This is a genomic window from Hymenobacter sp. 5516J-16 (genome assembly GCF_022919335.1).
Lineage (GTDB): Bacteria > Bacteroidota > Bacteroidia > Cytophagales > Hymenobacteraceae > Hymenobacter > Hymenobacter sublimis.
The window spans coordinates 3,575,411-3,598,386 of record NZ_CP095058.1 but is presented as its reverse complement, the minus strand read 5'-3'; the positions used below and the strand labels follow the sequence as shown (position 1 = coordinate 3,598,386).

The 22,976-nt window shown below is 57.5% G+C and carries 19 protein-coding genes and 2 pseudogenes; 7 read left to right on the top strand and 14 right to left on the bottom strand.

Annotated elements, in window-relative coordinates; genetic code table 11:
- The first annotated feature begins 90 nt into the window (after nucleotides 1-90).
- Both MUN84_RS17870 and sbcD read left to right on the top strand, forming a co-directional pair.
- The gene (locus MUN84_RS17870) at nucleotides 91-435 is read left to right on the top strand and encodes a DUF6970 domain-containing protein (RefSeq protein ID WP_244695342.1); all 345 of its coding nucleotides are present in this window, start codon (nucleotides 91-93) and stop codon (nucleotides 433-435) included.
- 114 nt (nucleotides 436-549) lie between these two features.
- Complete coding sequence (gene sbcD, locus MUN84_RS17865) at nucleotides 550-1,782, top strand: exonuclease subunit SbcD (protein ID WP_244695341.1); 1,233 nt, start codon at nucleotides 550-552, stop codon at nucleotides 1,780-1,782.
- 167 nt (nucleotides 1,783-1,949) lie between these two features.
- Here sbcD and MUN84_RS17860 read toward each other — a convergent pair whose 3' ends face one another.
- The 9 genes and pseudogenes from MUN84_RS17860 to MUN84_RS17825 all read right to left on the bottom strand — a co-directional run bounded on the left by MUN84_RS17860 (nucleotide 1,950) and on the right by MUN84_RS17825 (nucleotide 13,055).
- Nucleotides 1,950-2,483, bottom strand: coding sequence for a GNAT family N-acetyltransferase (locus MUN84_RS17860; protein WP_244695340.1), 534 nt, complete (start codon nucleotides 2,481-2,483; stop codon nucleotides 1,950-1,952).
- A complete protein-coding gene (locus MUN84_RS17855; RefSeq protein ID WP_262920716.1) occupies nucleotides 2,480-3,010 on the bottom strand; it encodes a GNAT family N-acetyltransferase in 531 nt (176 codons plus the stop codon). The genes MUN84_RS17860 and MUN84_RS17855 overlap by 4 nt, the downstream gene beginning before the upstream one ends.
- 161 nt (nucleotides 3,011-3,171) lie before the next feature.
- The gene (locus tag MUN84_RS17850; RefSeq protein ID WP_244695338.1) at nucleotides 3,172-4,434 is read right to left on the bottom strand and encodes a glycoside hydrolase family 2 TIM barrel-domain containing protein; all 1,263 of its coding nucleotides are present in this window, start codon (nucleotides 4,432-4,434) and stop codon (nucleotides 3,172-3,174) included.
- Between the two features lie 385 nt (nucleotides 4,435-4,819).
- Nucleotides 4,820-5,152, bottom strand: coding sequence for an alpha,alpha-trehalase (locus MUN84_RS23200; protein WP_262920567.1), 333 nt, complete (start codon nucleotides 5,150-5,152; stop codon nucleotides 4,820-4,822).
- A pseudogene (locus MUN84_RS17845) lies at nucleotides 5,134-6,236 on the bottom strand (trehalase family glycosidase). Before MUN84_RS17845 ends, MUN84_RS23200 begins: the two are co-directional and overlap by 19 nt.
- A 256-nt stretch (nucleotides 6,237-6,492) precedes the next feature.
- Complete coding sequence (locus MUN84_RS17840; RefSeq protein ID WP_244695337.1) at nucleotides 6,493-8,055, bottom strand: RagB/SusD family nutrient uptake outer membrane protein; 1,563 nt, start codon at nucleotides 8,053-8,055, stop codon at nucleotides 6,493-6,495.
- 23 nt (nucleotides 8,056-8,078) lie between these two features.
- The gene (locus MUN84_RS17835) at nucleotides 8,079-8,438 is read right to left on the bottom strand and encodes a TonB-dependent receptor (protein ID WP_244695336.1); all 360 of its coding nucleotides are present in this window, start codon (nucleotides 8,436-8,438) and stop codon (nucleotides 8,079-8,081) included.
- Nucleotides 8,439-8,533: 95 nt separating this feature from the next.
- Complete coding sequence (locus tag MUN84_RS17830; protein WP_244695335.1) at nucleotides 8,534-11,119, bottom strand: SusC/RagA family TonB-linked outer membrane protein; 2,586 nt, start codon at nucleotides 11,117-11,119, stop codon at nucleotides 8,534-8,536.
- A gap of 184 nt (nucleotides 11,120-11,303) precedes the next feature.
- Nucleotides 11,304-13,055, bottom strand: a complete 1,752-nt coding sequence (locus tag MUN84_RS17825; RefSeq protein WP_244695334.1) for a glycoside hydrolase family 13 protein — start codon at nucleotides 13,053-13,055, stop codon at nucleotides 11,304-11,306.
- Nucleotides 13,056-13,945: 890 nt separating this feature from the next.
- Between MUN84_RS17825 and MUN84_RS17820 the strand changes: the two genes are divergently transcribed.
- The 5 genes from MUN84_RS17820 to MUN84_RS17800 all read left to right on the top strand — a co-directional run bounded on the left by MUN84_RS17820 (nucleotide 13,946) and on the right by MUN84_RS17800 (nucleotide 17,984).
- Complete coding sequence (locus MUN84_RS17820; RefSeq protein WP_244695333.1) at nucleotides 13,946-14,278, top strand: hypothetical protein; 333 nt, start codon at nucleotides 13,946-13,948, stop codon at nucleotides 14,276-14,278.
- Complete coding sequence (locus MUN84_RS17815; protein WP_244695332.1) at nucleotides 14,275-15,633, top strand: DUF6377 domain-containing protein; 1,359 nt, start codon at nucleotides 14,275-14,277, stop codon at nucleotides 15,631-15,633. Before MUN84_RS17820 ends, MUN84_RS17815 begins: the two co-directional genes overlap by 4 nt.
- 409 nt (nucleotides 15,634-16,042) lie before the next feature.
- Entirely contained in the window at nucleotides 16,043-16,225 is a 183-nt protein-coding gene (locus MUN84_RS17810) for a hypothetical protein (RefSeq protein ID WP_244695331.1), read from the top strand.
- 32 nt (nucleotides 16,226-16,257) lie between these two features.
- Nucleotides 16,258-16,551, top strand: a complete 294-nt coding sequence (locus MUN84_RS17805; RefSeq protein WP_244695330.1) for a hypothetical protein — start codon at nucleotides 16,258-16,260, stop codon at nucleotides 16,549-16,551.
- Nucleotides 16,506-17,984, top strand: a complete 1,479-nt coding sequence (locus MUN84_RS17800) for a glycoside hydrolase family 65 protein (protein ID WP_244695329.1) — start codon at nucleotides 16,506-16,508, stop codon at nucleotides 17,982-17,984. The genes MUN84_RS17805 and MUN84_RS17800 overlap by 46 nt, the downstream gene beginning before the upstream one ends.
- Before the next feature lie 46 nt (nucleotides 17,985-18,030).
- Here the strand turns inward: MUN84_RS17800 and MUN84_RS17795 are convergent, their stop codons facing one another.
- The 5 genes and pseudogenes from MUN84_RS17795 to MUN84_RS17775 all read right to left on the bottom strand — a co-directional run bounded on the left by MUN84_RS17795 (nucleotide 18,031) and on the right by MUN84_RS17775 (nucleotide 22,963).
- Complete coding sequence (locus MUN84_RS17795) at nucleotides 18,031-18,462, bottom strand: hypothetical protein (RefSeq protein WP_244695328.1); 432 nt, start codon at nucleotides 18,460-18,462, stop codon at nucleotides 18,031-18,033.
- A 404-nt stretch (nucleotides 18,463-18,866) separates the two neighbouring features.
- Nucleotides 18,867-19,142, bottom strand: a complete 276-nt coding sequence (locus tag MUN84_RS17790) for a hypothetical protein (protein ID WP_244695327.1) — start codon at nucleotides 19,140-19,142, stop codon at nucleotides 18,867-18,869.
- Nucleotides 19,143-19,309: 167 nt separating this feature from the next.
- Complete coding sequence (locus MUN84_RS17785; protein WP_244695326.1) at nucleotides 19,310-19,933, bottom strand: class I SAM-dependent methyltransferase; 624 nt, start codon at nucleotides 19,931-19,933, stop codon at nucleotides 19,310-19,312.
- A 237-nt stretch (nucleotides 19,934-20,170) separates the two neighbouring features.
- Nucleotides 20,171-20,650, bottom strand: a complete 480-nt coding sequence (locus MUN84_RS17780) for a hypothetical protein (RefSeq protein WP_244695325.1) — start codon at nucleotides 20,648-20,650, stop codon at nucleotides 20,171-20,173.
- 22 nt (nucleotides 20,651-20,672) lie between these two features.
- Nucleotides 20,673-22,963: pseudogene (locus MUN84_RS17775) on the bottom strand (GH92 family glycosyl hydrolase).
- Between the last annotated feature and the right edge of the window lie 13 nt (nucleotides 22,964-22,976).

Sequence of the window (22,976 nt, the reverse complement as noted above, 5' to 3'; positions counted from 1 at the left end):
CGGTGCAACCTCTCGGCGCAACCCATACTCTCCCAAAGGCCAGGACTACGGTTCTGGCCTTTTCTATTATCATGAAACCGGTTCCTTAACATGAAAAAGACGTTCTACTTACTGCTAGCCCCTGCCCTGCTGTGTACGGCTTGTGATGAGACTGACATTGAGAAAGGTACTCCCAGCTGTATTCGACAGAAAACCATCAACCTGGAGCGAGAGTCGCCGTGCGAGGAGGGCGCCTACGTCAAGGAATACCTTTTTCAAGGCAAAACGGTGTTTGTATTCGAACCTGGTAACTGCATTGCCGACGGCTCCGCTGAGGTAGTAGATGAGGGATGCAACCGGCTGGGCTACCTCGGCGGCTTTATTGGTAACACCCGCATCAATGGTCAGGATTTCAGCACCGCTGAGTTTAAGCGCACGATTTGGGAGAAAAAATAACGCTCCTTTTTCCGCCTGACTCGGAAGGGGCCGCAGCCACGCCGCTAAGGGCTGCTGGCTGGGTGCAACCCGCCAGGTTTTCTTCTTCCCGCCGGCCGGAGTATCTTCGTAGTCATGCGCGTACTACACACCGCCGACTGGCACCTGGGCCAGCGGTTTATTCAGGGCCACGAGCGAACCGACGAGCACCGCCACTTTCTGGAGTGGCTGGTGCAAACCGTGCGCGAGCAGCAGGTAGAAGTGCTGGTGGTAGCCGGCGACATTTTCGACACTGGCTCGCCTTCTAATCAGGCCCTGGAACTGTACTACTCCTTTTTGCTCAGCATGCGCGGCACCGGCTGCCGCGACGTGGTAGTGGTAGGAGGCAACCACGACTCGCCGGCTACCCTCAATGCCCCGGCCCGCTTGCTGCGCCACCTGCGCGTGCACGTGGTGGGCTGCGTGCCCGACTGCTTCGAGGAGCAAGTATTGGTGCTGGATGACGCCCAGGGCAAACCGGGCCTGGTGGTGTGCGCCGTGCCCTTTCTGCGCGACCGGGACGTGCGCCTCTCGGTGCCCGGCGAGACGGCCGAGGAACGGGAAGCCCGCATCAAACAGGGCATTGCCGACCACTACGCCCGTTGCGCCGAAGTAGAGCAAGTTTGGCAACTCAAAGACTTAGGCCTGCCCGTGCTGGCGACTGGCCACCTCTACGCGGCCGGCGCGGCCCCGTCGGATTCGGAACGCACGATTCACGTGGGTAACCTGGGCCAGATTACGGCCGACCACTTCCCGGCCGTGTTCGATTACGTGGCCCTAGGGCATTTGCACCGCCCGCAACGGGTAGGCGGCCGGGAGCATATCCGCTATTCGGGCTCGCCCATTCCGCTGTCGTTTTCGGAAATCGACCACCCCAAGGAAGTACTACTGCTGGATTTTCAGGGTGGCAAGCTCACGGAACTGCAAAGCCTGCCGGTGCCCGGCGCCCGGCGACTGGTGCGTTTCCACGGCACCCTGCAGGAAGTAACCGAAGGGCTTACAGCCTACGACAACACCGGCTACCCCCTCCCCGCCTGGGCTGATGTGCAGATTCATTCGGAGCTAACCCAACTGGAAGTAGCCGATGCCCTACTAACCGTGATTCAGGCCCTGGACCGGCAGCAGCTGGAAGTGCTGGCCCGCCGTCACTTCCGCCTAGTCAAGCTCCGCGCCCTGGGGCAGGCCGAGGAAACCGACGATACGCCCCTCACCCGCAGCCTCCACGATTTCACAGAGCGTGAAGTATTTGAGCAGCGCCTAGAAGCCGAGCCCGAGGCCAGCCGCGCCGAGCTACTCCGCACCTTTGATGAGCTGCTGGAGCGGATGTAGGAAGGCGGGCGGACATATTACGCAACAAAAGCAGGTGTCATGCTTGAGCTGGCGTCCGCGCAGCCGAAGCATCTCTGCCGAGGTCCTAGCAGTGCAACGAAGCGGTAAAGATGCTTCGCGGGACTCCGCGTGACATGCACTTTTTGCTCTGTGTTATACAGCCTTGTTCACTGCCCCTGAGCATTCCGTATTCCATACCAACACCACAAATTCCCATCGGGCTCAGTAAACTCTTCTTGCAGGTGCAGCCCAACTTTCTCCAGGATGTTGCGCGAGGCGGTGTTTTCCCGCCTAACGGTAGCGTTGATTTCCGGCAGCTTCATGATTTCCAGCCCGTAGCGCATCGTGGCGCCAGCGGCTTCCGAAGAGAAGCCTTGGTCCCAGTGATGAGGTAGCAGGCGGTAACCAATGTCGTGGTAGTTGGTGCGGCCGTTTACTTCGCTGTCATCAACCAGCTTAAGGCCGCACCAGCCGATAAACTCCTGCGTATCGAGGCGCACCACGGCCCAGCGCCCGATACCGTTGCGCTCGTACTGCTGCCGGATATAGTGAATGATTTTCGCGGCTTCCTCGAGGGTAGCAATAGGCCGGTTAGGCACGTAGCGCAACACGCGCGGGTCGGAGTCTAGCGCCAGAATGCCGGGCGCATCGGCCAGGGTAATTTCGCGGAGCAACAAGCGCGGCGTTTCCAGGCTCGTCATGGCCGCCGCACTGCGTAAATCAGCTCGTCCAGAAATTCGCCGTTTTTGAAAAACGTGTTTTCGAAACGAGCCTCCAGTACAAAGCCCGCCTTTTCCAGCACTCGTTGGGATGCCAGGTTGGTGCCGAAGGGCCGGGCGAAAATGCGAGTGATATCGAAGGTGCGGAAGCCGTAGTCTACCATTTGTCGGACGGCCTCCGTGATGATGCCCTGGCCCCAGAACGGCTCGCCCAGCCAGTAGCCTAATTCGGCGTTTTTGCGCTCAATGTTGGTGCGGGGGTGAATCCCGATGCCCCCAACTGCTTCCCCGGCCACCTCAATGGCCAAGATGTGCGGCGGATCTTCCTGGCTAGCCATGTCAATAAAAGCCTTACCGTTTTCCTCTGTATAAGGGTGCGGGAACTGGTCGTTCATGTACCGGGCAATGGCCGAATTATTGGCGTAACGAACCAGACTAGCCAAGTCGGCCGGGGCCCAGGGGCGGAGGGTAAATGTAGGGGCATAAGATTGGGAGAAGAAAGGTAGAATACTTCCTAGGTGGAAAAGTACCAGCCCGTTATTCCGAGCGTAGCGAAGAATGTCGCGTGCAGGTATTTAAGTAGCTATGCAACGTTAGCACGCGAGATTCCTCGCTGCGCTCGGAATGACGTTCGGGTGTTTTTCATACTGTTTCCTACTCTATTTCCCCTTCACATAAAACGGAATATTGGCCGTAGCCACGTTGTCTTTGCCATCATAGGCGTACACGAACAGGCGGTAGGCGCCTTCCTTGGTGGGGCTTTGAGGGTAGTCTGGGCTGAGGCGCCGGCCGGAATCAGGCCCGGAATAGCAACGGGCCGACTTTCCCGGTCGCCGCCGGATTTGAGGTCGGTGCTTTCCGGGAGCAGTTCGTAGCGGTAGGTCAGGGCGTCTTTGTCGGGGTCCGCGACGGCGACAATGGCGGGGTAACTCTGGCCGGCCTGTAGGTACACGTTGTCGGTGGCTTGCTTACCATTTAGCTTAAATGAGGTGAGGTGCGGGGCGCGGTTCTGGGGCCACTTACCGCTCCACAGGTACTGCATGACATCCACCACTTCCGACTCCTTGCCATCCTCGGTGAAGATGCCGTACCAAGTGGGCGTGCGCTCCTGCTTTTGACCCCAGAGAAACACGTAGGTGCCCAGGCACTGCGTTTTATCCTTGGCCACGGAGGCCTCGTAGCGGCTCTGGTACACGGCGGCTTTTTGGCTGCTGGTTTCTTCCACGGAGGCTTTCCAGGGCGTTACAGGGCTTTCCCAGTGGCCGGTGGGCCCCCATTCGGCTACCACGTAGGGGCCGGTCCAGCCGGTGGTGCGCACCTGCTGCGGAATGGAGGCCAGCCCGGCGTACGTGTTGATGCTAAGGATGTCCACGGCCGGGCACTTGGCCTTGATGTAGTCGACCTCCTTTTGGTTGAGGCCGGCCAGCACGGTGCTGGTTGGGTGATTGGGGTCTACCTCGTGAATCATCTGGGCAATTTGCTGCACGGCATCCCAGACTTTGGGGTTGGTATACTCCAGGTTCAGCTCGTTGCCGATGCCCCAGAACAGCACCGCCGGGTTGTCTTTGTACTTGAGTACCTCGGCGCGCAGCTTTTGAAGCTGCTCGGCCACCGCCTGGGGGTTGTTGTAGTCGAAGCCGTGCCGCTCCCGGGCCACATCCAGGCCCAGCATCACAGTAAGCCCGTTTTTATTGGCCTCGGCCAACACCTTATCAGCGCCGCCCGTGCCCCAGGTCCGGATGGAGTTACCCCCGCAGGCCTTGATGCGCTCCGGGAACTGCCCGCCGCCCGCGCCATTAATGAAGTACGGCTTACCGCCGCGTAGCAACTGGTAGCGACCAGCCGTTTGTTTTACCTCAACTTTAACTGGACTGGTTTGGGCATAAGTGGCAGTAGCGAGGGCAAGCAGGGAAACAGCGAGGTAAGGTTTCATAGAGGTAGGGAGAGTAGGCAGTGGATTCTGAAGTGCTCAAATTAAGTGTTTTTCACCCTACTCCCTCCCCTGTTCGCTGCACCTAAGAACGAGCAAGCACTAGCCGGCTTCAACTACCCACCTTGCAACCGGCCCCGCTGCTACTTCGCAACGGAGCCGTACCGCCGTCTAAACTCAATGGACTCCGGCTATACCAGCACTGACAATAGGCCTATTTATTCTGGCCGTCATGCGGAGCATAGTCGAAGCATCTCTGCCGCTTCGTTGCAGGCTTCCTTGATTAGCCAGAGGTAGAGATGCTTCGACCAGCTCAGTACAACTGATTTATAAGCAGCATCATACCTAACAAAGCATTGGGATTTAGCACCGAAACCTGCACCTTACTCTACTGATTTTTCTGCTCATTGAGGAGCTTAAGCAGCACTCCGTTAGTCCAGCCGAAACCATCCTGGAGTTTATACTCACCCCCACCGGCCGGCCGGGTTAGGTCCGTGACGTTGTATTTCTCTAGCAGCTTGCCAGTTTGAGTGAACACGCGCACGTTGAGGTCCATCCAGCGGCGGGCAATGATATTTGCCAGCACCGGCTGCTGGTAGCGGCGCAGACCTTCTATTGCCACGTATTGCAACGGAGCCCAGGCGTTGGGCGCGTCCCACTGCTGACTGCTGACTTTGGTGGTGGTCAGCAGGCCGCCCGGACTCAAAAACGCACTTTCCAAACCCTGGGCAATAGCGCGGGCTTGCTCGGGGTAGCCACGCCATAGGTGAGCGGAAACGTGCCGGCCAGCGTGCGAGCGGTAGCGAAGCGACGCTGCGTCAGGTCGTAATCGACAAACCAGCCGGCTGCGGCATCCCAGCAGTAGCGCCGGATGGCAGCGGCACGGGCCTGGGCCTTTTGCTCATATTCCCTGGCTTGGGGTAGCTGTCCGGCGGCGCGGTGGGCGCGGGCCAGGCCTCGTTCCATGGTCAGGAGCAAACAGTTTAAGTCGACGGGTACCAGCTCCGTGGTGCGAATCGAGCCCAGTTGTCCATCGGGGCCGAACCAGCGGGTGCTAAAGTCCCAGCCCGAGGCAGCAGCAGCGCGCACGTTGCGGTAAAACTGCGGCAGCGACTGCTTGGTGCGGCGGCCAGCCTCCACGTCGGCGCGGTACGATTCTTCGCGGGCTGGTCGCTGTCGTCCCAGTAGCGGTTTAGCAGCTCGCCCCCGGGTAGGCGCACCACGCGGCGGTCGGCCTGGCCGGGCTTCAGCGCTTCGGCGCCCGCCATCCAATAGGCGTACTCGCGGGCCAGGGCCGGCCGGTAGCGGCCAAGGACTGCCACAGAATCGGGGCCTTCGGCCAGCAAGCTTACCATTTGAGCAAAGAAGGGCGGCTGGGAGCGGGTGAGGTAGTAGGTGCGGTTCCCGTTAGGAATAAAGCCCAGCTTATCAATGAGGTAGGCGAAGTTATCGACCATATCGCGCACCAGATCCTGACGGCCAGCCTCGCGCAGGCCCAGCATAGTAAAGTACGAGTCCCAGTAGTACACCTCGCGGAAGCGGCCACCCGGCACCACGTACGGATGGGGCAACGGCAGCAAGGAGGAGTAGGGTGGCACCTGCGTTTGGGCCGGCCGGCGCAGCACCGTCCAGAGCGTGTCGAGGTGGGCCCGGATGCCGCCCTGGATGTTGCTGCGGTAGAGGGCCGTATCGGTGGCGGGCAGGTAGAAATAGCGCTTGGTAAAGGCTTTTAAATCGAAGCCCGGCCGACCTTTTTCCTTTTGGTACGCGGCCAGCACTACACTCGGCGCCACGGTGGGCAGCATGTCCACAAAGGTTTTGCCATCGGGGTACACTTGCCCCAGCTGCACCGCCTCGAACAGCCCTGGGTACAGCTGCCGTGGAGTGGGCTGGGCCAGGGTCAGCAGGGGTAGCAACAGCAGAAAAGCCGCTCCTGTTTTCTTGATTATCAGCATACAAAAAGCACGTTAGGTGAACGCCTAGGCCGAGCCCACTAACACAGGAGCAGCGGCCCGCTGACGCCAACCGCTGCTCCTGTGTATCGACTCTGCCGCTATTACCTTAATACCCAGGATTCTGGGTGAGGTTGGGGTTTACGGCCAGCTGCTGATTGGGAATGGGGAAAATCAGGTATTTCGGGTCGCTGGTTGTGGTGCGCTGCTCCCCCGGGCTCAGGAACTTACCGAACCGCACCATATCCTGGCGCCGCCACTGCTCTAGGTACAGCTCCCGCCCCCGCTCATCCAGCAGGGTAGTTAAGTCCAGACTGGTTAGGGGTCCGGCATTGCGCGAGCTGTGGGTACGAATGGAGTTGACCAGAGCCAAAGGGGTAGCCCCGTAGGTCCCGGCGGCGGTAGCCGTACCACCGCGCAAAATAGCTTCGGCCTTCATCAGCAGAATATCGGGTAGGCGCAGGTGTACCATATCATTGTCGGTCGTGCCGGCGCCGTTGTTGGTGAAGTCGGGCGGGTATTTCATCGGACGGATACCCGTAACTTCCAGGTTGGCGCCCGTTTCAATAATGCGCACTTCCCGGGTGAATGCCAGTGGCGCGCCCGTGCGGTCGGTGAGGGGGGCACCGGAGGTCAGGTTGTACTGCTGTCCAATCAAGAAGCCCACGTTCTGGCGCTTGCCAGGGTTAGCCGGGCCGTTTTTGTAGGTGTACACCGTGCCCCGCCGGATGTCACTGGCCCCAAACTTATCGTAGAAGCCGGGCAGGGCGGCTGGGCCGTTGTAGCCGCTGGGGGTCATGTTGTAGTGCGAAATAAACCGCCATAAGTCAAACTGAGCCCCACTACTCACGCCACCAATGTTCAACTCCGTGAAAATATTCTCCGTGCCGATGGCCGTGTTATCGGGCGCGAAGTTGTCGAAGTAGTTGGTAGCAAACGTGTAGCGCCCCGTGTTGATGATTTGGTTGGCCAGGGTAATTACCTGGTTCATGTCGGCGGCGGCAAACGTGGGCGCGGCGCGGTTGGCGTACACGCCCCGGTTGAGGTAGCACTTCATCAGCAGGCCGCGGGCCGCGTCTTTGTTGGCCCGATAAGCCGGTCCGTCGGGCAAGTTTGTGAGCACGGCATTCACTTCGCTGATAATGTAGTCGAGCGCCTCGGTTCCTTTTCGCACGCGGGCGTTGGCCGCTACACTTTCCCCGGGCTCCCGGTAGGGCACCTGGTCGAAGAGGTCGAGGGTCCAGTACATGGCCCAGGCGCGGAGGAAGCGGGCTTCGGCCTGTTGCTGCACGGAGGCATTGAACTCGGGTCGCAGCACATCGTTAGCGGCAAACACTACCCCACCCAGGTTGGCAAAGGCATCCCGCACCTGGCTGTGGTTGGCATCCCAGGTGTGCAAGTGCAGTTGCCGCCACACGCCGTTGTCGTCCCAGTCGCCGGCGCGGGTAGGCATAATACGCTCGTCGGTAGTTACTTCCGAGAGAGCAAACACCTGAGTAGCGCCCTGAAACGGACTGCGCATGGAGGTATACACGCCATCGAGCAGGGAGGCGGCGTTACCCGTGCTTACCTGGTCAGGCGTCAGGGAGCCCTGGAACTCTTCGTTTATATCGCAGCTGCTGGCTAGCAGAAGCGCAGTCAGCATAGCCGCCGCGCTGAGTGTCTTTTTCATGGAACTGCAGATTCAGGGGTGGATTACAGGGAGAAATTGACGCCGAACGTAAAGGTGCGGGCCGTGGGGTAGCCGGTGTAGTCGATGCCAGCCGAGGGTACCACGCCAAACGACTTGTTGGTGTTGACTTCGGGGTCAAAGCCGCGGTACTTCGTGATGACAAACAGGTTCTGGCCGATGGCGTACACGCTGATTCCCTTGAATGACGAGCCCAGGTCGCCGAGGGCGTAGGAGAGCGTGACGTTGGAAAGGCGCACAAAATTGCCGCTTTCCAGGTAGCGCGTGGAGGGCGTAACAGCGTTGGCCAGCGACTCCTTGGTGCCCGATTCATACTCTGCCAAGGCAATATTGCGGCCCGCCCGAATCTGGCTCACGTTGAGCACACTGTTGAAAGTGTTGTTGTAGATTTTGTTGCCGAATACTCCGTTCAGGTTAGCCGTCAGGGAGAATTTCGCGAAGCGGGCTGTGGTGCTCAGGCCTACCAGCGTAGTAGGGTTCGGATTTCCGGCGTAGCCCGCCGCCCCGAACTCATTGTACAGCCCGTATCGGCATTAATACCGTTGTAAGTGGGCAAAGAGAAGCCGTTAATAGGCCGGCCGTTCTGAATCGTTTCTGCCGTTACGCCCGACAAGCCCTGCCCACTGAGCGTGCCCGTCTGAATAATCAGGGTTGCAGGCAGGTCCGATACTTCATTTTTCACAAAGGTGGCATTGGCGTTGAAGTTCAAGCCAAAGCGCTGATTATCTACCGCCGTAATACCGGCCAGTAGCTCTACCCCTCTGTTGACAATGGTACCATCGAGGTTAAACCAGATGACGCTGTTGCCGCCCGGCGCCGCCGGATAGCCCGGAATGTTGGGGTACAGCAAATCAGTGGTGCGCTTATAGAAATAATCGGCCGTCAGGGTCAGGCGGTTATTGAAAACGGCCACGTCTAGGCCCGCGTTGAACTGCTCATCCGATTGCCACTTCAGGTCCGGATTGGCGTTCGTAATTTGCCCTAGCCCGCCGCTGTTGGGCAAGAACACGAATTGCGACTGGGCCGAGCCAGCCGGAAACTCCTGGTTGCCGGTGCGGCCGTAGCCTACGCGTGCTTTCAGCTGATTGACAGCTTCTACCGCAAAAAAGCTTTCCTGGCTGACATCCCAGGCTACCGAGGCGGAAGGGAAATAGCCGTAGCGGTTGTTGGCACCAAACTTAGTGCTACCGTCGGCCCGTAGCGTGGCCGTGAGCAGGTAGCGGTTTTTGTAGTTCAGAATGGCCCGGCCGAAGTACGACTGCAGCTCGGTTTCGGGGTCCACAAACGAGGTAATGTTGCGGGCGGAAGGGTTAGAAAACTGAATGTAGTTGGTGTAATCCAGCCCGTAGGTTCCGAAGCCACCAGCCGGCCCCAGCGCATTCACGCCCGAGCCCGAGTTGGAAAACCGCTGGTACTCATAGCCCAGCAGCGCGTTCAAGTTAAAATCAGTGGTTAGCTGCCTGTTAAAGTTGAGCGTGTGCGTCATCTGCTGGGTTAGCAGCTCATTGTTGGCCACAAGGGCAAATCCCCGCCCAAAGTAGTCCTCAATATTCAAGCGCTGATCAATGGATGTGCGGCGAATACCGGTGCTGTAATTGGCTGAAACCAAGGCCCGATACTCCAGCCAATCCGTAAACTTATAGTAGGGTGAGAGGGATGCTAGCACCGTCGTTACCCGCGACTTATCATTGTAGTATTCCAGCTGCGCCACCGGGTTGATGGTTGTACCCCGCCGCACAAATGGGCTGCCATCGGCATTATAAAGCGAGTCGGTGGGGTTGTACTGCAAGGCCTGGCCGATGAGGCTGCCGCGGAAGTCGCCGTTGTTGGTAATAGGGGCCAGTTGCTCCCGGAACTGGCTGGCCGTAAGGTTGACATCTACGCCTAGTCGCTTGCTCTGCAGGAATTTCAGATTGGTTGCCAGCTGTGCGCTGTACTTCTCAAAACCAGTTTTCTTAACGATGCCTTGCTGATCAAGGTAGCCGAGTGAGAGGCGGTAGCGGCCGTTGTCGTTGCCACCGCTCAGGGCTACGTTATAGTTTTGGAGCGGAGCCGTGCGCAGAATTTCACCCAAGGGGTCATTGTTTTGCCCTTTATCATTGGTTGCAGGCGCGTCGTAGTAGCGTAGGGCCTGCCGATACTGGCTGGCGTCAAGCACCTCCACCCGGCGCATAATCTGGGAGAAGCCGCCCGAGACGCCCACATCCAGCCGAGGCTCACCCGACTTGCCTTTTTTGGTAGTAATAAGGACTACTCCGTACGCCGCTCGAGAGCCGTAAATAGCCGTAGCCGAGGCGTCTTTGAGAATATCAATTGACTCAATATCGGCCGGATTCAGAAAGTTAAGCGGATTGCTATTGGGGCTGTCGCCAATAGCAGTAGTTAGTCCTGGCCGGGCCGAGCGGCCATCGAGCGGCACCCCATCAACCACGTACAAGGGCTGACCGGTACCCGTCACGGCCGAGTTGCCGCGGATGCGGATGGTAGCAGCCCCGCCAGGCTGCCCGCTGTTCTGCGTTACCTGTACACCCGAGGCCCGACCCTGAATAAGCTGGTCGGGTGAAGTGAAGGTGCCTTTATTAAAATCCTTGGGACTCAGCGAACTAACGGCTCCGGTCAGGTCAGTCTTCTTAACCGTGCCGTAGCCTACCACTACCACATCGCCCAGGGCCTGAGCATCGTCGCGGAGAGTGACTTGCACCGAGGATTTGCCCGTGATGTCGACCCGCTGGCTGGTGTAGCCGACGAAGGAGAAGGACAGCGCCGTGGCCGTGGTGGGCACTTCTAGTTGGAAAGAGCCGTCGGAGCTGGTACTGGTTCCGACAGTGGAGCCGGGCACAATTACCGTCACGCCTGGCAGGCCGGAGCCCGTCCCATCAACTACTCTGCCCGAAACTGACCGCGTAGCCTGTGCCTGAACCAGCAAGGGTAGCAGGCTTAACACCACGCTAGAAGCCAGCACCGATAGCCGCCCGAGTGGGCCGCTACCCGCCGTGGTTCCCGGCTGCTCATACGAGGTGTACCGTTTGTACCAGTTGTTGCTCATAAGTAAAAGATTAAAGTGGTGGGAAGTAGATGGGTGCCTAGCCACGTTGCGGTTCAATGCAATCGTTTTCGGCTTAGGGTCTGCAGTATTTAGCCGTTGGCTGAGGGTAGAGTTTAAGCGGTTCGGTTGCCGGTGGGCGTTAGGCCTTTCAGCACTTAACTTTCATGCTCACTCTTCCCCTGGCTTACTGCAATTTCACGACCACCGCCTGCCAGGGCTGCAGCGCGAAAGTTGAGCCAGTAGGTAAGGTTGGGTAGTTATTGAGCCAGGGCTTTCCGCTGGGCTTCAGGCCCGCAGGCAAAGGCCAGTTGCGGGGCGTGTCGGAGAAATTGAGCACGATTAACACTCGCTCGGGACCCAGGGTGCGGGTGTAGGCGTAGATGTGCGGGTTGGCGGCATCCAGCAGCTGGTATTGCCCATAGACCAGCACTGGGTGCTGCTGGCGCATTTCGGTGGCCTGCCGGAAGTGATTTAGCACTGAATCGGGCTGCTTTTCCTGGGCTGCTTGGTTAACGGTCGTATAGCTCGGGTTGATTTTAATCCAGGGGGTGCCCGTGGTGAAGCCCGCGTTGGTGGAGGCGTTCCACTGAAACGGCGTACGGCTATTGTCGCGGGAGAAGCGCTGCATGGTCTGCAGGTAGGCCGGCAAACTTCCCCCCTGGGACTTCACAAGCTGATAACCGTTGAGCGCTGCCACATCGCGGTAATCGGCAATGTTGTCGAACCGGATATTGGTCATGCCCAGTTCGTCGCCGTTGTAGCAGTAGGGCGTGCCGCGCATGGTCAGCAGAAAAGTGTTCAGAAGCTTGGCCGAGGCCGCCCGGAACTCGGGCCGCTCGTCGCCGAACTTGCTGGTTATGCGCGGCTGGTCGTGGCTGCCCAGGTAAATCGACTGCCAGCCTTTGCGGGCAAAGGCACTGTCCCAGCGCGTAAACACGCGCTTCAGGTCCCTCAGCTGGAAGCGCTCGGGCGTATTGCCTACCCCTACTGCCTCAAAATGATAGGTCATGTTTAACTCCCGACGGGCCGGATCCACGAAGAGCATGGCCTCGGTGGGGTTGCGGCCCGCCCCTTCCGCCACGGTCATGATGTTGTACTTGCTGAGCACTTCCCGGTTCATTTCCTGGAGGTAATCGTGCAGGCGCGGACCGTGGTTGTAGGCATTGGTGTAGTTCGTCTCGTTCAGGCCCGGCATGGGCGGAAACGTGGGGTCTTTGGCCACGAACTGGAAGGCATCCATGCGGAAGCCATCAATGCCCTTATCCAGCCAGAAGCGCATCATGCGGTACACTTCCTGCCGCAGCTTCGGGTTATTCCAGTTTAGGTCGGGCTGCTTGACGGAGAAGTAGTGCAGGTAGTAGGAGTTCGTGAGCGAGTCGTACTGCCAGGCGTTGCGGTGTACATCGAAGGTGCTATAGCGGGCTGGGGGCGTACCCTTTTCGGCGGGCCACCAGTAGTAATAGTCGCGGTAGGGACTTTGGCGCGAACTGCGGGCCTGCTTAAACCACGCATGCTCGTCGCTGCTGTGGTTGACCACCAAGTCCATTATCAGCTTGAGGCCGCGCTGGTGCATGCCGCGCAGTAGCTCGTCAAAATCCTGCATGGTCCCAAACTCGGGCATAATCTGCTGGTAGTCTGAGATATCGTAGCCGTTATCATCATTGGGCGAGGCGTAGATGGGATTAAGCCACACTGCGCCTACCCCAGTGCTTTTAAGGTAATCTAGCCGGGAAATGATGCCGCGTAAATCACCGATGCCGTCCCCGTTGCTGTCCTGGAAACTGCGCGGGTATAATTGGTACACTACCGTTTCCTTCCACCAGTCCGGCTTTTTGTCGACTGCAGCAGACGAAGCCGCAACCTGCCCCTTACCAGGGAGGCAGCAGATAAGCAGCGCGGCGCTACAAGTCAGCAGATGAAGTAGTAGTCTTTTCATACAAGCTTGGTTAGTGCGAAACCGACTGACAGGTACCCACTTGCCTAGTCATCTACCTAAGGCTCATGGGGGAAGTGAACCATCACTAATAGCTGTAATTATTATAGAATAGTACTATAAATTCTCGTAATTAACAAATAGAAGCTTCGGCATATTCACTTTAGACCGGGTCAGCTACTTGTGAAGCACAGTTTCTAGTTGGCTGGTAAGTCACTGCTTTAGAAATATCTGCGCAAAAGTTGGTTCCTACTCTAAGTTGCGCTACTGCTGGTTGTTGCTACTAGGCTAATGGGTTTTGGCAAAGGAATTTGCTTCCCCATTTTTCTAAAAATTCACATCAGATCGTTATCAAAAATTACACAACAAACACAAATATATAATTTTGTAAATCAGATAGTTACATGCTTTAATTGGGCATAATAATATCAACTTCCTATCAGGCATATATCAGCCGAAGCAGGCTCATTACGTGTCTGTTACAGCCGTAATGTTTAAAAAGTAAAACAGCCTTCCCTACCCTTTTTCTACCTCCTTTTTGATGCGGGGTTCTTAGCCACGGCCCCGCTCTTACTAACTCCAAACCAAGCAAATTCAACAGCTTAGTTTCTGAAGCGGTAGGTAAAGCACCTGCTAACGGTTTTCATGATGTAGTAAAAACAGGACTGCTAGTTGCTGCTAATCTCCGCTACAGCAACGCCCACCTACCTACTATGCAACGTGGCAGTAGGAAAGTTAAGGGAAGATTATCCACTTGTAGCAGTTAGTTATTAGCTTAGGGAGTCGGCTGTTTAAAGTCCTGGCTCTACCGCTAATAATGCTACTGTTGGTATGCTTGGTTTCTTGCTTGCTCAGCCGCTCTCTGCTCCTCCCCCCGGTTCCCACCCGCTCCCATGCTACACCCCCAGATTCTTAACGCTATCCGGTTTATTTTCCTGGGCAGCCTGTTACTGAGCGCCTTACGTACGCAAGCCTATGGTAGCCGCACAGATAGCCTGCTGCGGGTACTGGACCAGAACCTGGCTCACCAAACAAGCTACGACAAGCAGCGCCTTGACCGACTGGCCGCACTGAAAGCGGAATTACGCTCCGAGAAAGCTGATGATAATGCCAGCTTCACCTTGTCGCTGCTGATTTGTGATGAATATCAGGTATTTACCTACGACTCAGCTTTTGCTTACAGCCTCAAGCTGGGGCCCTGGCCCGGCGGCTTCGCAGCCCGGTGAAACTGCAAACTGCCCGCACGAAGCTGGCTTACACGCTTCGCTCGGCCGGTTTATTCAAAGATGCCTTTGATACGCTCAAAGCCATTGACGTCCGCCAGTTAGAGCCGCGCTATAAGGCCGAGTTCTATGAAATCTACAGCATCGTGTGCATTGAATTGGCTGAGTATGATCAGGATGCTTACTACCAGCCCTATTACACAGCCAAATCGGACGCCTACGCCGATACGGCCGCCCAGTACAGCCGGCCCGGCTCCTACCCTAACCTAGCGCAGCGACTGTACCGGGCCAAACAGCGCAACGATCTGCGGGCAAGCCTGGCCATTTACGCCCAGTTGCAGCGCCTACCGCTAACCGCGCATCAAGTAGCCATTAATGCCAGCGCCATGGCTAGGCTGTACGAAAACGCCGGCCTCAAGGAAAAAGCGCTGCAATTCATGACGCTAGCCGCCATTAGCGACATCAAATCGGCGACGAAAGAAGGCATTGCCCTGTTCAAAGTCTCCGACTATTGCTACCAGCGCGGCGACTTGTCACGGGCACGTTGGTACATTAGCGAGGCCCGGAAAGCCGCCAACTTCTACAAAGCCCGGCAGCGTTTGGTACAAATGTCGCCGCTCTCTACCCTGATTGACGGCCGGCAAATCAGCCTCGTCGAAAAGCAGCGCCAGCAAGCCAAAATGTACGCCCTGGCCATTGGGGTGCTAGCTACTCTGCTGTTGGGTACTGCCTTCGTTATTTATTTTCAACTCCGCCGCTTGCAGTTAACAGGGCGCCTATTGGCTACCACCAATCAGGAGCTGCACCAAAACAACGTGAAGCTGCAGGCCCTCAACACCAAGCAGCAAGAGCTGAACAGTAAGCTACAGGAACTTAACCAGGGCTTAAATGAGGCCAACCATGTGAAGGAGGAGTACATTGGGTATTATTTTAACAACACCTCCCGCTACATTGATAAGCTGGAAGTACTCCAAAAGAAACTTAGCGCCTTACTCTCCACCAAGCAGGTTTCGTCGGCGCAGCAGTTGGTAAAGGACATCGACATCAAATCGGAGCGTATGGCCTTGTTCAAAGGGTTTGATACGGCTTTCATTCATCTCTTTCCCAACTTTGTAGCCGAGTTTAACGCCCTGTTCACGGAGGCCGACCGAATTCAGCTAGCCGACGAGCATCTACTCACAACGGAGCTGCGCATTTTTGCGCTTATTCGCCTGGGAATCAATGACAGTGACCAGATCAGCCGGATTCTGGGCTATTCCATTCATACGGTATACGCCTACAAAACTCGGGTCAAAAACCGCTCTTTCCTTCCCAATGAAACCTTCGAGGCGCGGGTGCTAGCCATTCAGGCTACCTGATACCGGCTTTCGCAGGGCCTGGCCCGCAGCAGCTTTGCTTACGGCAGAAACTGAACAATAGGGCTTTACGGTTGCTCTGCTGAGTTATGGGAGCAGTCTGTAAAGCGAAGCATAGCGCCCGAACTAAGGGTAGCAACTCTACTGACGCCAGTGGAGCAAGTGGCTTGGTCTTCGACTCACTATAGCCTTTACATGTTGTGTTGTCACTTTTCGTCCACAAGATCTGGGCAAGATTGAGGTAAGCTCGCAGGTAGCAGATGGGGCGGCTCCAGTGTGCTTAGCGCCCTGCTGAACTGCACCTGCCGGCCCAGGGCGTGTCGACTGTTTTTTTCTTTCCCACCTTCTAGCTTCCTACCTAGTGAGAACTCACCTCCGCGCCTGGTCCTGGTTACTTTTGCTTGCCTTGCATTTGCCGCTCGCAGCTCAGACGCCCGACCCCTGGCGTATCACAGCCGATAACATTGACCCTACCAAGTACTATGGCGTGACGGTGGCCAACGGCATGCTGGGAATTGTGTCGGCGCCGGTGCCATTTCAGGTGAAGAACGTGGTGCTGGCTGGGGCTTACGACCAGTATGGGCGGGCCGGGTAAGTAATTTTCTCAACAGCTTCAACCTGCTGAATATGTACCTGGAGGTGGACGGCCACCGCCTGGATGCCCGCGACGCCCGCAACTTTCGCCAGCAACTCGACATGCAGCGGGCCGCCCTGAGCACCACCTTCAACTACGCCGATAAGGCCACTATCAGCTACACTACCTACGCCCTGCGCCACTTGCCCTACACGGTGCTGCTCGACGTTGCTATTACGGCCCGAAAGGACGTGGCCCTAACCGCCGCCAGCGTGATGGAAGCCCCGATGCCCTGCGCGAGGTGCAGAACTACTACAACGAAATCGACCGGCCTCACGCTACCCTGAGCCTACTTACATCGTCGGCCAAAAGTCCTACGGGCAAGTTGCTGCTCTGCGCCAGCACCAGCTTTTTGTTTGAGGAGAGTCACGGGCAAGAGCCCCGCATCATTCATGAGATGTGGGACAATAACATGCACCTGATGAAATTCAGTAAGGCGCTCAAGGCTGGCCAAACGTACGCCTACGCCGTGGCGGGCTCCAGCATTACCTCGGCTCACCACCCCGACCCGCTGAATGAGGCCGAGCGCCTGACCATCTTCGCCCGCCTGGAAGGCCGCCGGCGCCTGCTGGATTTTCACACGAAAGCCTGGCAGACGCTCTGGCAGAGTGACATTCAGATAACCGGCGATGCCCAGGCCCAGCAGGACGTGCATAGCATGCTCTACCACCTCTACAGCTTCTCACGAGCCGGCACCGACTACTCGCCCTCCCCAATGGGCCTCTCAGGCCTGGGCTATAATGGCCACGTATTTTGGGACACTGACGTGTGGATGTTTCCGGTGCTAGCCGTGCTGCAGCCCGATATTGCCCGGTCGTTGGTAGAATACCGGTTTAACCGCTTGGAGCTGGCGCGCCGCAATGCGTTTGCCCACGGCTACAAAGGGGCCATGTACCCCTGGGAAAGCGCCGATACGGGCGTTGAAGAAACACCCGTCTGGGCCCTGAGCGGCCCGTTTGAGCACCATATTTCGGCCTGCGTGGCGCTGGCGGCCTGGCAGTACTACTGCGTCACTCAGGACAAGGAGTGGCTGCGCGAGAAAGGCTGGCCCATCCTCTCGGCCACCGCCGATTTCTGGGCCAGTCGGGTGGAGCGCAACGGCCCGGGTCACTACGACATCAAGAATGTAGTAGCTGCCGACGAATGGGCGGAAAACGTGGACAACAACGCCTTCACCAATGCTGCCGCCCGCGTGAATCTGCAAAATGCCACGGCCGCCGCGCGGCTGCTAGGCCTGCGCCCTACCCCCGACTGGCAGCATGTAGCCCAGAACATTCCGATTTTGCGCATGCCCGATGGCGTAACCCAGGAGCACGCCACCTACCGCGGCGAGGGCATCAAACAGGGCGACGTAAACCTGCTGGCCTACCCCCTGGGCGTCATCACTGATCCGGCCCAGATCCGCAAGGACTTAGTTTATTACGAAACCCGCGTGCCCAACGAGGGTACGCCGGCCATGACCCAGGCCATCTTCGCCCTGCTCTACGCCCGGCTCGGCGACGGGGTCAAAGCCCAACATTTTTTCCAGGACGCCTACCAGCCCAACCTCCTGCCCCCGTTCCGCGTCATTGCTGAAACCAAGGGCGGCACCAACCCCTACTTTGCCACCGGGCAGGCGGCGTGCTGCAGGCCGTGCTTATGGGCTTCGGCGGCCTTGACATTACGCCCTCGGGCATTACCCAGCGCAAAACTACCCTCCCCACTGGCTGGCAATCGGTGAAGATTACGGGGGTAGGCCCAGAGCGCAAAACGTACTCGGTCAGCCGCTAAGGCAGAACGTAGCGTTCTGCTTGGCAAACCGTTCCCTGCTTACCTGCGCCGGGACCAACGCTACCCCTACTGGGAGCAATACGGGCTACTTGCGGCTCACGCGGTGCCTCGACCCGATGCCACCCCGGCCGGAAGCGCCAAAACAGCGCTGCTCCGGGCAGCACTACCGTGGCCACCGACAGCCCCACTACCTCCCAAAACGCTAGCCCCGGCACCCGCACTAGCATTTCGGCCGCCAGGGCCACGTAGAGCTCCAGCACAGAGGCGTACATGAAACTAAAATGCAGCTGCTGCCAGGAACGAGCCGGCTGGCGGCGCAGCACCGGCACCATGCCGGCTACCAACGTCAGGAAGCTGAGCAGGGCCGCTACGTGAAAAATGCCAAAGCCCTGAAACTGCCGGTAAATCCCGAAACAGGTCACCAGCATTACGGTCAAGCTAGCCACGTAAGCGTAGCCTAGTCGGCGGTGTACGGGGCTACTCTTCCGGAGCAATAGCACGGTAGTTCCGAAAACCAGGGAAGCTAGAGCGGCTATCAAATGCACCAGGCCCCAATAGCTGTAAACGATGCTGTGCATGCTATGCGCGTTTGGACAGCAGTTGCCGGGGGGCCAGCCGTAGCTAGCACCTTCCGCGGCAGCACCTGCTACCGCGGCTGTACGCAAGCCCGCAACTATCGTTTTTTGGGCCGGTGAGCAGAATACGCTGCCGGATGCTGCTAGGTGCCAGTGACGTGTCGGTGCCAGGCGCTACCTCCTCTCATAAAATAATAAAGCCCAGCACTAAGTGCCGGGCTCTGTCATGGGAATCTGTGCGTAAGCTTGCTCCGTGCTTACAGCGGCTCGTCGTTGCTGGTGTTGCTGGCGCCGGGGTCCGAGTCGTTGCCTGCGTCGGACGGGGTAGTTGACGCCGTAGAGTCAGTAGGCGTTTCGCTAGCCGTCTCCATATCGGGAGAGGGCTTCTCCGGCTCTGGCGCGGGTGGGGCTGCTGCGGGGCGCGGCAGATTGGTAGCGTTTTCGGCGTCGGCGCTTTGGGTACCAGGGGCGTCTTTCGTGGGCCGAGTAGTATCGGCCGGATTAGGCAGTTTCGGATTGTTCTTGGGGTCCATGACGTAAGTACCTAGGCGGTTACAGGTGCTACTGGTGGGTAGCGTTTTGCTGGCAGGTATACGTTGAAGCTGAACCGTTGGATATTGTTGGCCCCTACCTCAGCTCAGGGTGCGATACAGTTGGCGGGGTACTTTGTGGTTTGCGCGCGTTGCTGGTAGCTCAACCTCTAGCTGGCTACCTTTTTACAGGTAATTAGAAAGAAAGGAAAGTTTTCCTCCACTTCTACCACGTCAATTAATCCAGCAGCACCAAACTCTGCCTCGATGGATTCTCTGTCATAGAAATACATAGTAACGCCATCAAATATCTCATACCGGTCTTCGCTGATAAATTTCCCTTTGCCATAGGTAGGAGCTGTTTTTGAAATAGCGACAAACACCATGTAGCCATTTTCCGCAAGCTGCTTATAGCAATCCTGAATTAGCTTCTGTCTTTCGGCGCTACCGAGTAAGTGAATGAGCGCATAGCAGAATATTCCGTCGTAGTGGCGCGCATCAAACGGCATATCCGTTACCGAGCCATGATAGATGGTCATATCGGCACCGTAATGCTTCCGGGCCATGTCAATGGCGGTTTGGGAAATTTCGATTCCCGTCACCGTCATGCCGGCATTTCGGAAAATCTGCGCATTGCGCCCGTAACCAATCCCCGGAATCAAGACCTGCTTCACCGCTTTTTCGGCAAAGAAATCTTTGGTCAAGACGGCTGACTTGGCGGGCGCAAAGCCCCACATTTCCTGCTTTTCAGTAAAAGCTGCTTCCCAGAATTCAGGTTTTTCGTTGTCCTTCATGACATCGTTAGATATAGCCTACGCACGAAGCATTTATCTGACAGTTCGTACATGTTTAACGTAGCGCTACGTGCGCCGATATATGACGCGAGTTTCCAACTCGCCCGCCAGAACAATGACGCTGGGCTGGTATGATGCCTATTTGCCGCTAGCGCGGCAGTGGCACCTAATTTTCTTTTACTTCAACTAAACAAGTCCTCCAATAATGTCCCATTTGGCCCCTTTTATCCATTACTCCTATTGGGAGTTGGTGCACCGGGACGTGAAGAACATCCGTATCAACAGCGTTACAAATTGCGTTAATGCCTTCAAGTTAGGTTTAGAATAGCCAAGAATTGCGTACTCCCAGCAGGAATAATAAGAAAGCATCCAAGTAAATTCCTGGTCGAGTTTACCTTCCATTATATATCTATCGAGCCATAGGTACGAGGCGGCTACCACTACTTCATCAAGCTCATTGATTTCCGTATAAATAGAAGGCTCCGCGTACATATACCAATTCAGAAACACTAACCGCTTCAGCGCTTCTAGTTGCAGGTCGGCAGAGCCTGTTTGTTCTAACAATTCAAAATACCTTCTATGCAGTTTAGTGTACTCGTCAAATATTCCGGCCTCTTTAAGCCACTGTTCTTTAGCCTCCATTGAGCCTTCTAGCCCTTTAGCTGTTCCGTACAGCTTTACTTCCTGAGCAGCTAATACATCAAGTGTGTTAATCATTACGCAACGAATATTTTACTTTTCACGGCCGTGCCGCCATTATAAATACCAACTCCCCGCCATTCACAATATCCTGGTGATTCAGAAACGGACGCGTTAGTTTCTGGCCGTTCAGGCGGGCTTCCTTTACATATACGTTTTTGTCGCTCTGATTTTTGACGGTGATGCGGAAGGTGTTGCTGGTTGAGAGACGTAGGGTAGCCCCGTGGATGGCGGGGCTGCCGAGGGCGTACTCGGGGAGCCGGGGGCTACGGGGTAGAAGCCCAGGGCCGAGAAAATGTACCAGGCCGACATCTGCCCGCAGTCGTCGTTGCCGCCGAGGCCGTCGGGCGTGGGGCGGTACATCTTGGGCAGAATCATGCGCACGCGGGCCTGGGTTTTCCAGGGCTGGTCCGTCCAGTTGTAGAGGTAGGCGGCGTGGTGGGCGGGCTCGTTGCCGTGCACGTAGTTGCCGATGATACCGTCGCGGGTGATGTCCTCGGTTTCGGCGAAGAACTTATCGGGCAGGTGCATGGTGAACAAGGAATCCAGGTGCTCGGTGAAGCGGGCATTGCCGCCCATCTTGGCGATAAGCGCGGCGGGGTCCTGGGGCACGTAGAGGCTGTAGTTCCAGGCGTTGCCCTCAATGAACCCCTGGTTGTGGGTGCTCAGCACGTCGAATTCTTTCCGGAACGAGCCATCCGAGAGGCGCGGGCGCATGAACCCGATGCGCTGGTCGTACACGTTCTGCCAGTTCTGGGCGCGCTTGCTGAACTCCTGCTCAATGTCCGGGCGTCCCAGCTTTTTGGCGGCCTGAGCAATGCACCAGTCATCGTAGGCGTATTCCAGGGTTTTCGAGACGGAGGAGCCGCTTTTGTCCTCGGGTACGTAGCCCAGGCGCAGGTAGTCCCCCAGGCCGTCGTACCACTGCTGACGGGCGGTGGTCACGCAGGCGTCCAGGGCCTTGTTGGCATCGAAGGGAGCGTTGCCCTTGATGATGGCATCGGCAATGACGGGCACCGAGTGGTAGCCAATCATGCACCAGTTCTCGTTGGCGTGGTGGCTCCACACCGGCAGCATGTGCTCGGCGCTCTGCTGGTAGTGCGCCAACATCGACTGAATCATGTCGGCGTTGCGCCGGGGCTGCAGCACGTTAAACAGTGGGTGCAGGGCCCGGTACGTATCCCAGAGCGAGAAGGTGGTATAGTTGGTGAAGCCTTCAGCGCGGTGAATGTTCTGATCGAGGCCGCGGTACTGCCCGTCTACATCCTGGTAGGTGGTAGGACTCAGGAAGGCGTGGTACAGGGCCGTGTAGAAGTTGTCCTTGTCCACCCGCTTCGGGCTTTGGATAGTCACTTTGCTTAGCTCCTGCTGCCACTGCGCCTGCCCCTGGCGCTTGGTCTGCTCGAAGTTCCAGCCCGGCAGTTCGGCCCGCAGGTTGCGCAAGGCCCCCTCGGTACTCACCCCCGACAAGGCCATTTTCAGCTTGATCTTCTCCCCGGCTTCCGTCTTGAAATCGAAGTATAGGCGCAGCTGTTCGCCGGCCTGCTCCGGGAAGTTATGCGCTTGGTCGAAGCGGCCCCAGAAGCCCCGGTAGGCCTGCTTTTTGGCGTAGTTGCGGGCCCCGTACTGACGGAAAGGCTTGGAAAATTGCAGGGCGAAGTACTCGGTACGGGTGCGGGCCCAACCGTGGGTCTGGCGGTAGCCGGTCACCAGCGAGTCGTTTTCTACCCGCACAAAAGTCCAGACGTTTTTATCGGGGTAGTTGTAGATGCCGGCCGTGAGGTCGAGGATGATGTGGGCCTCGTCGGCCTTGGGGAAGGTGTACTGGTGCAGGCCTACCCGGTTGGTCGCCGTCAGCTCGGCCAGGATGTTGTGGTCGTCGAGCTTCACGCGGTAGTAAGCCGGCTCCGCTACCTCGTTCTGATGCGAAAACGCGGAGCGGAAGCCGCTCTGGGGCTCATCGGCAGTGCCGGGGTTGAGCTGCAGCGGCCCGGTGGTGGGCATGATGAGGAAGTCGCCGAGGTCGGAGTGGCCAGTGCCGCTGAAGTGGGTGTGCGAAAACCCAACGATGGTTTTGTCCTCGTACTGGTAGCCGGCGCAGTACTCGTACACCTTGGGGTTGTACTTGCCGCTGAGCTCGTAGCTGATGGTATCAGTATCGGGCGAGAGCTGCACCATGCCAAACGGCACCGTCGCGCCCGGAAACGTGTGCCCCATGCGCTGCGTGCCCACTATGGGATGGGCATACTGCACTAGGTTTTCGACCGGCTTCGGGGTTTGGGCGAGGGTAGGCAGGGCCGTAAGCAGCGCGGCGAGGAGCGGGAGTTTCATCAGCTTCAATCAG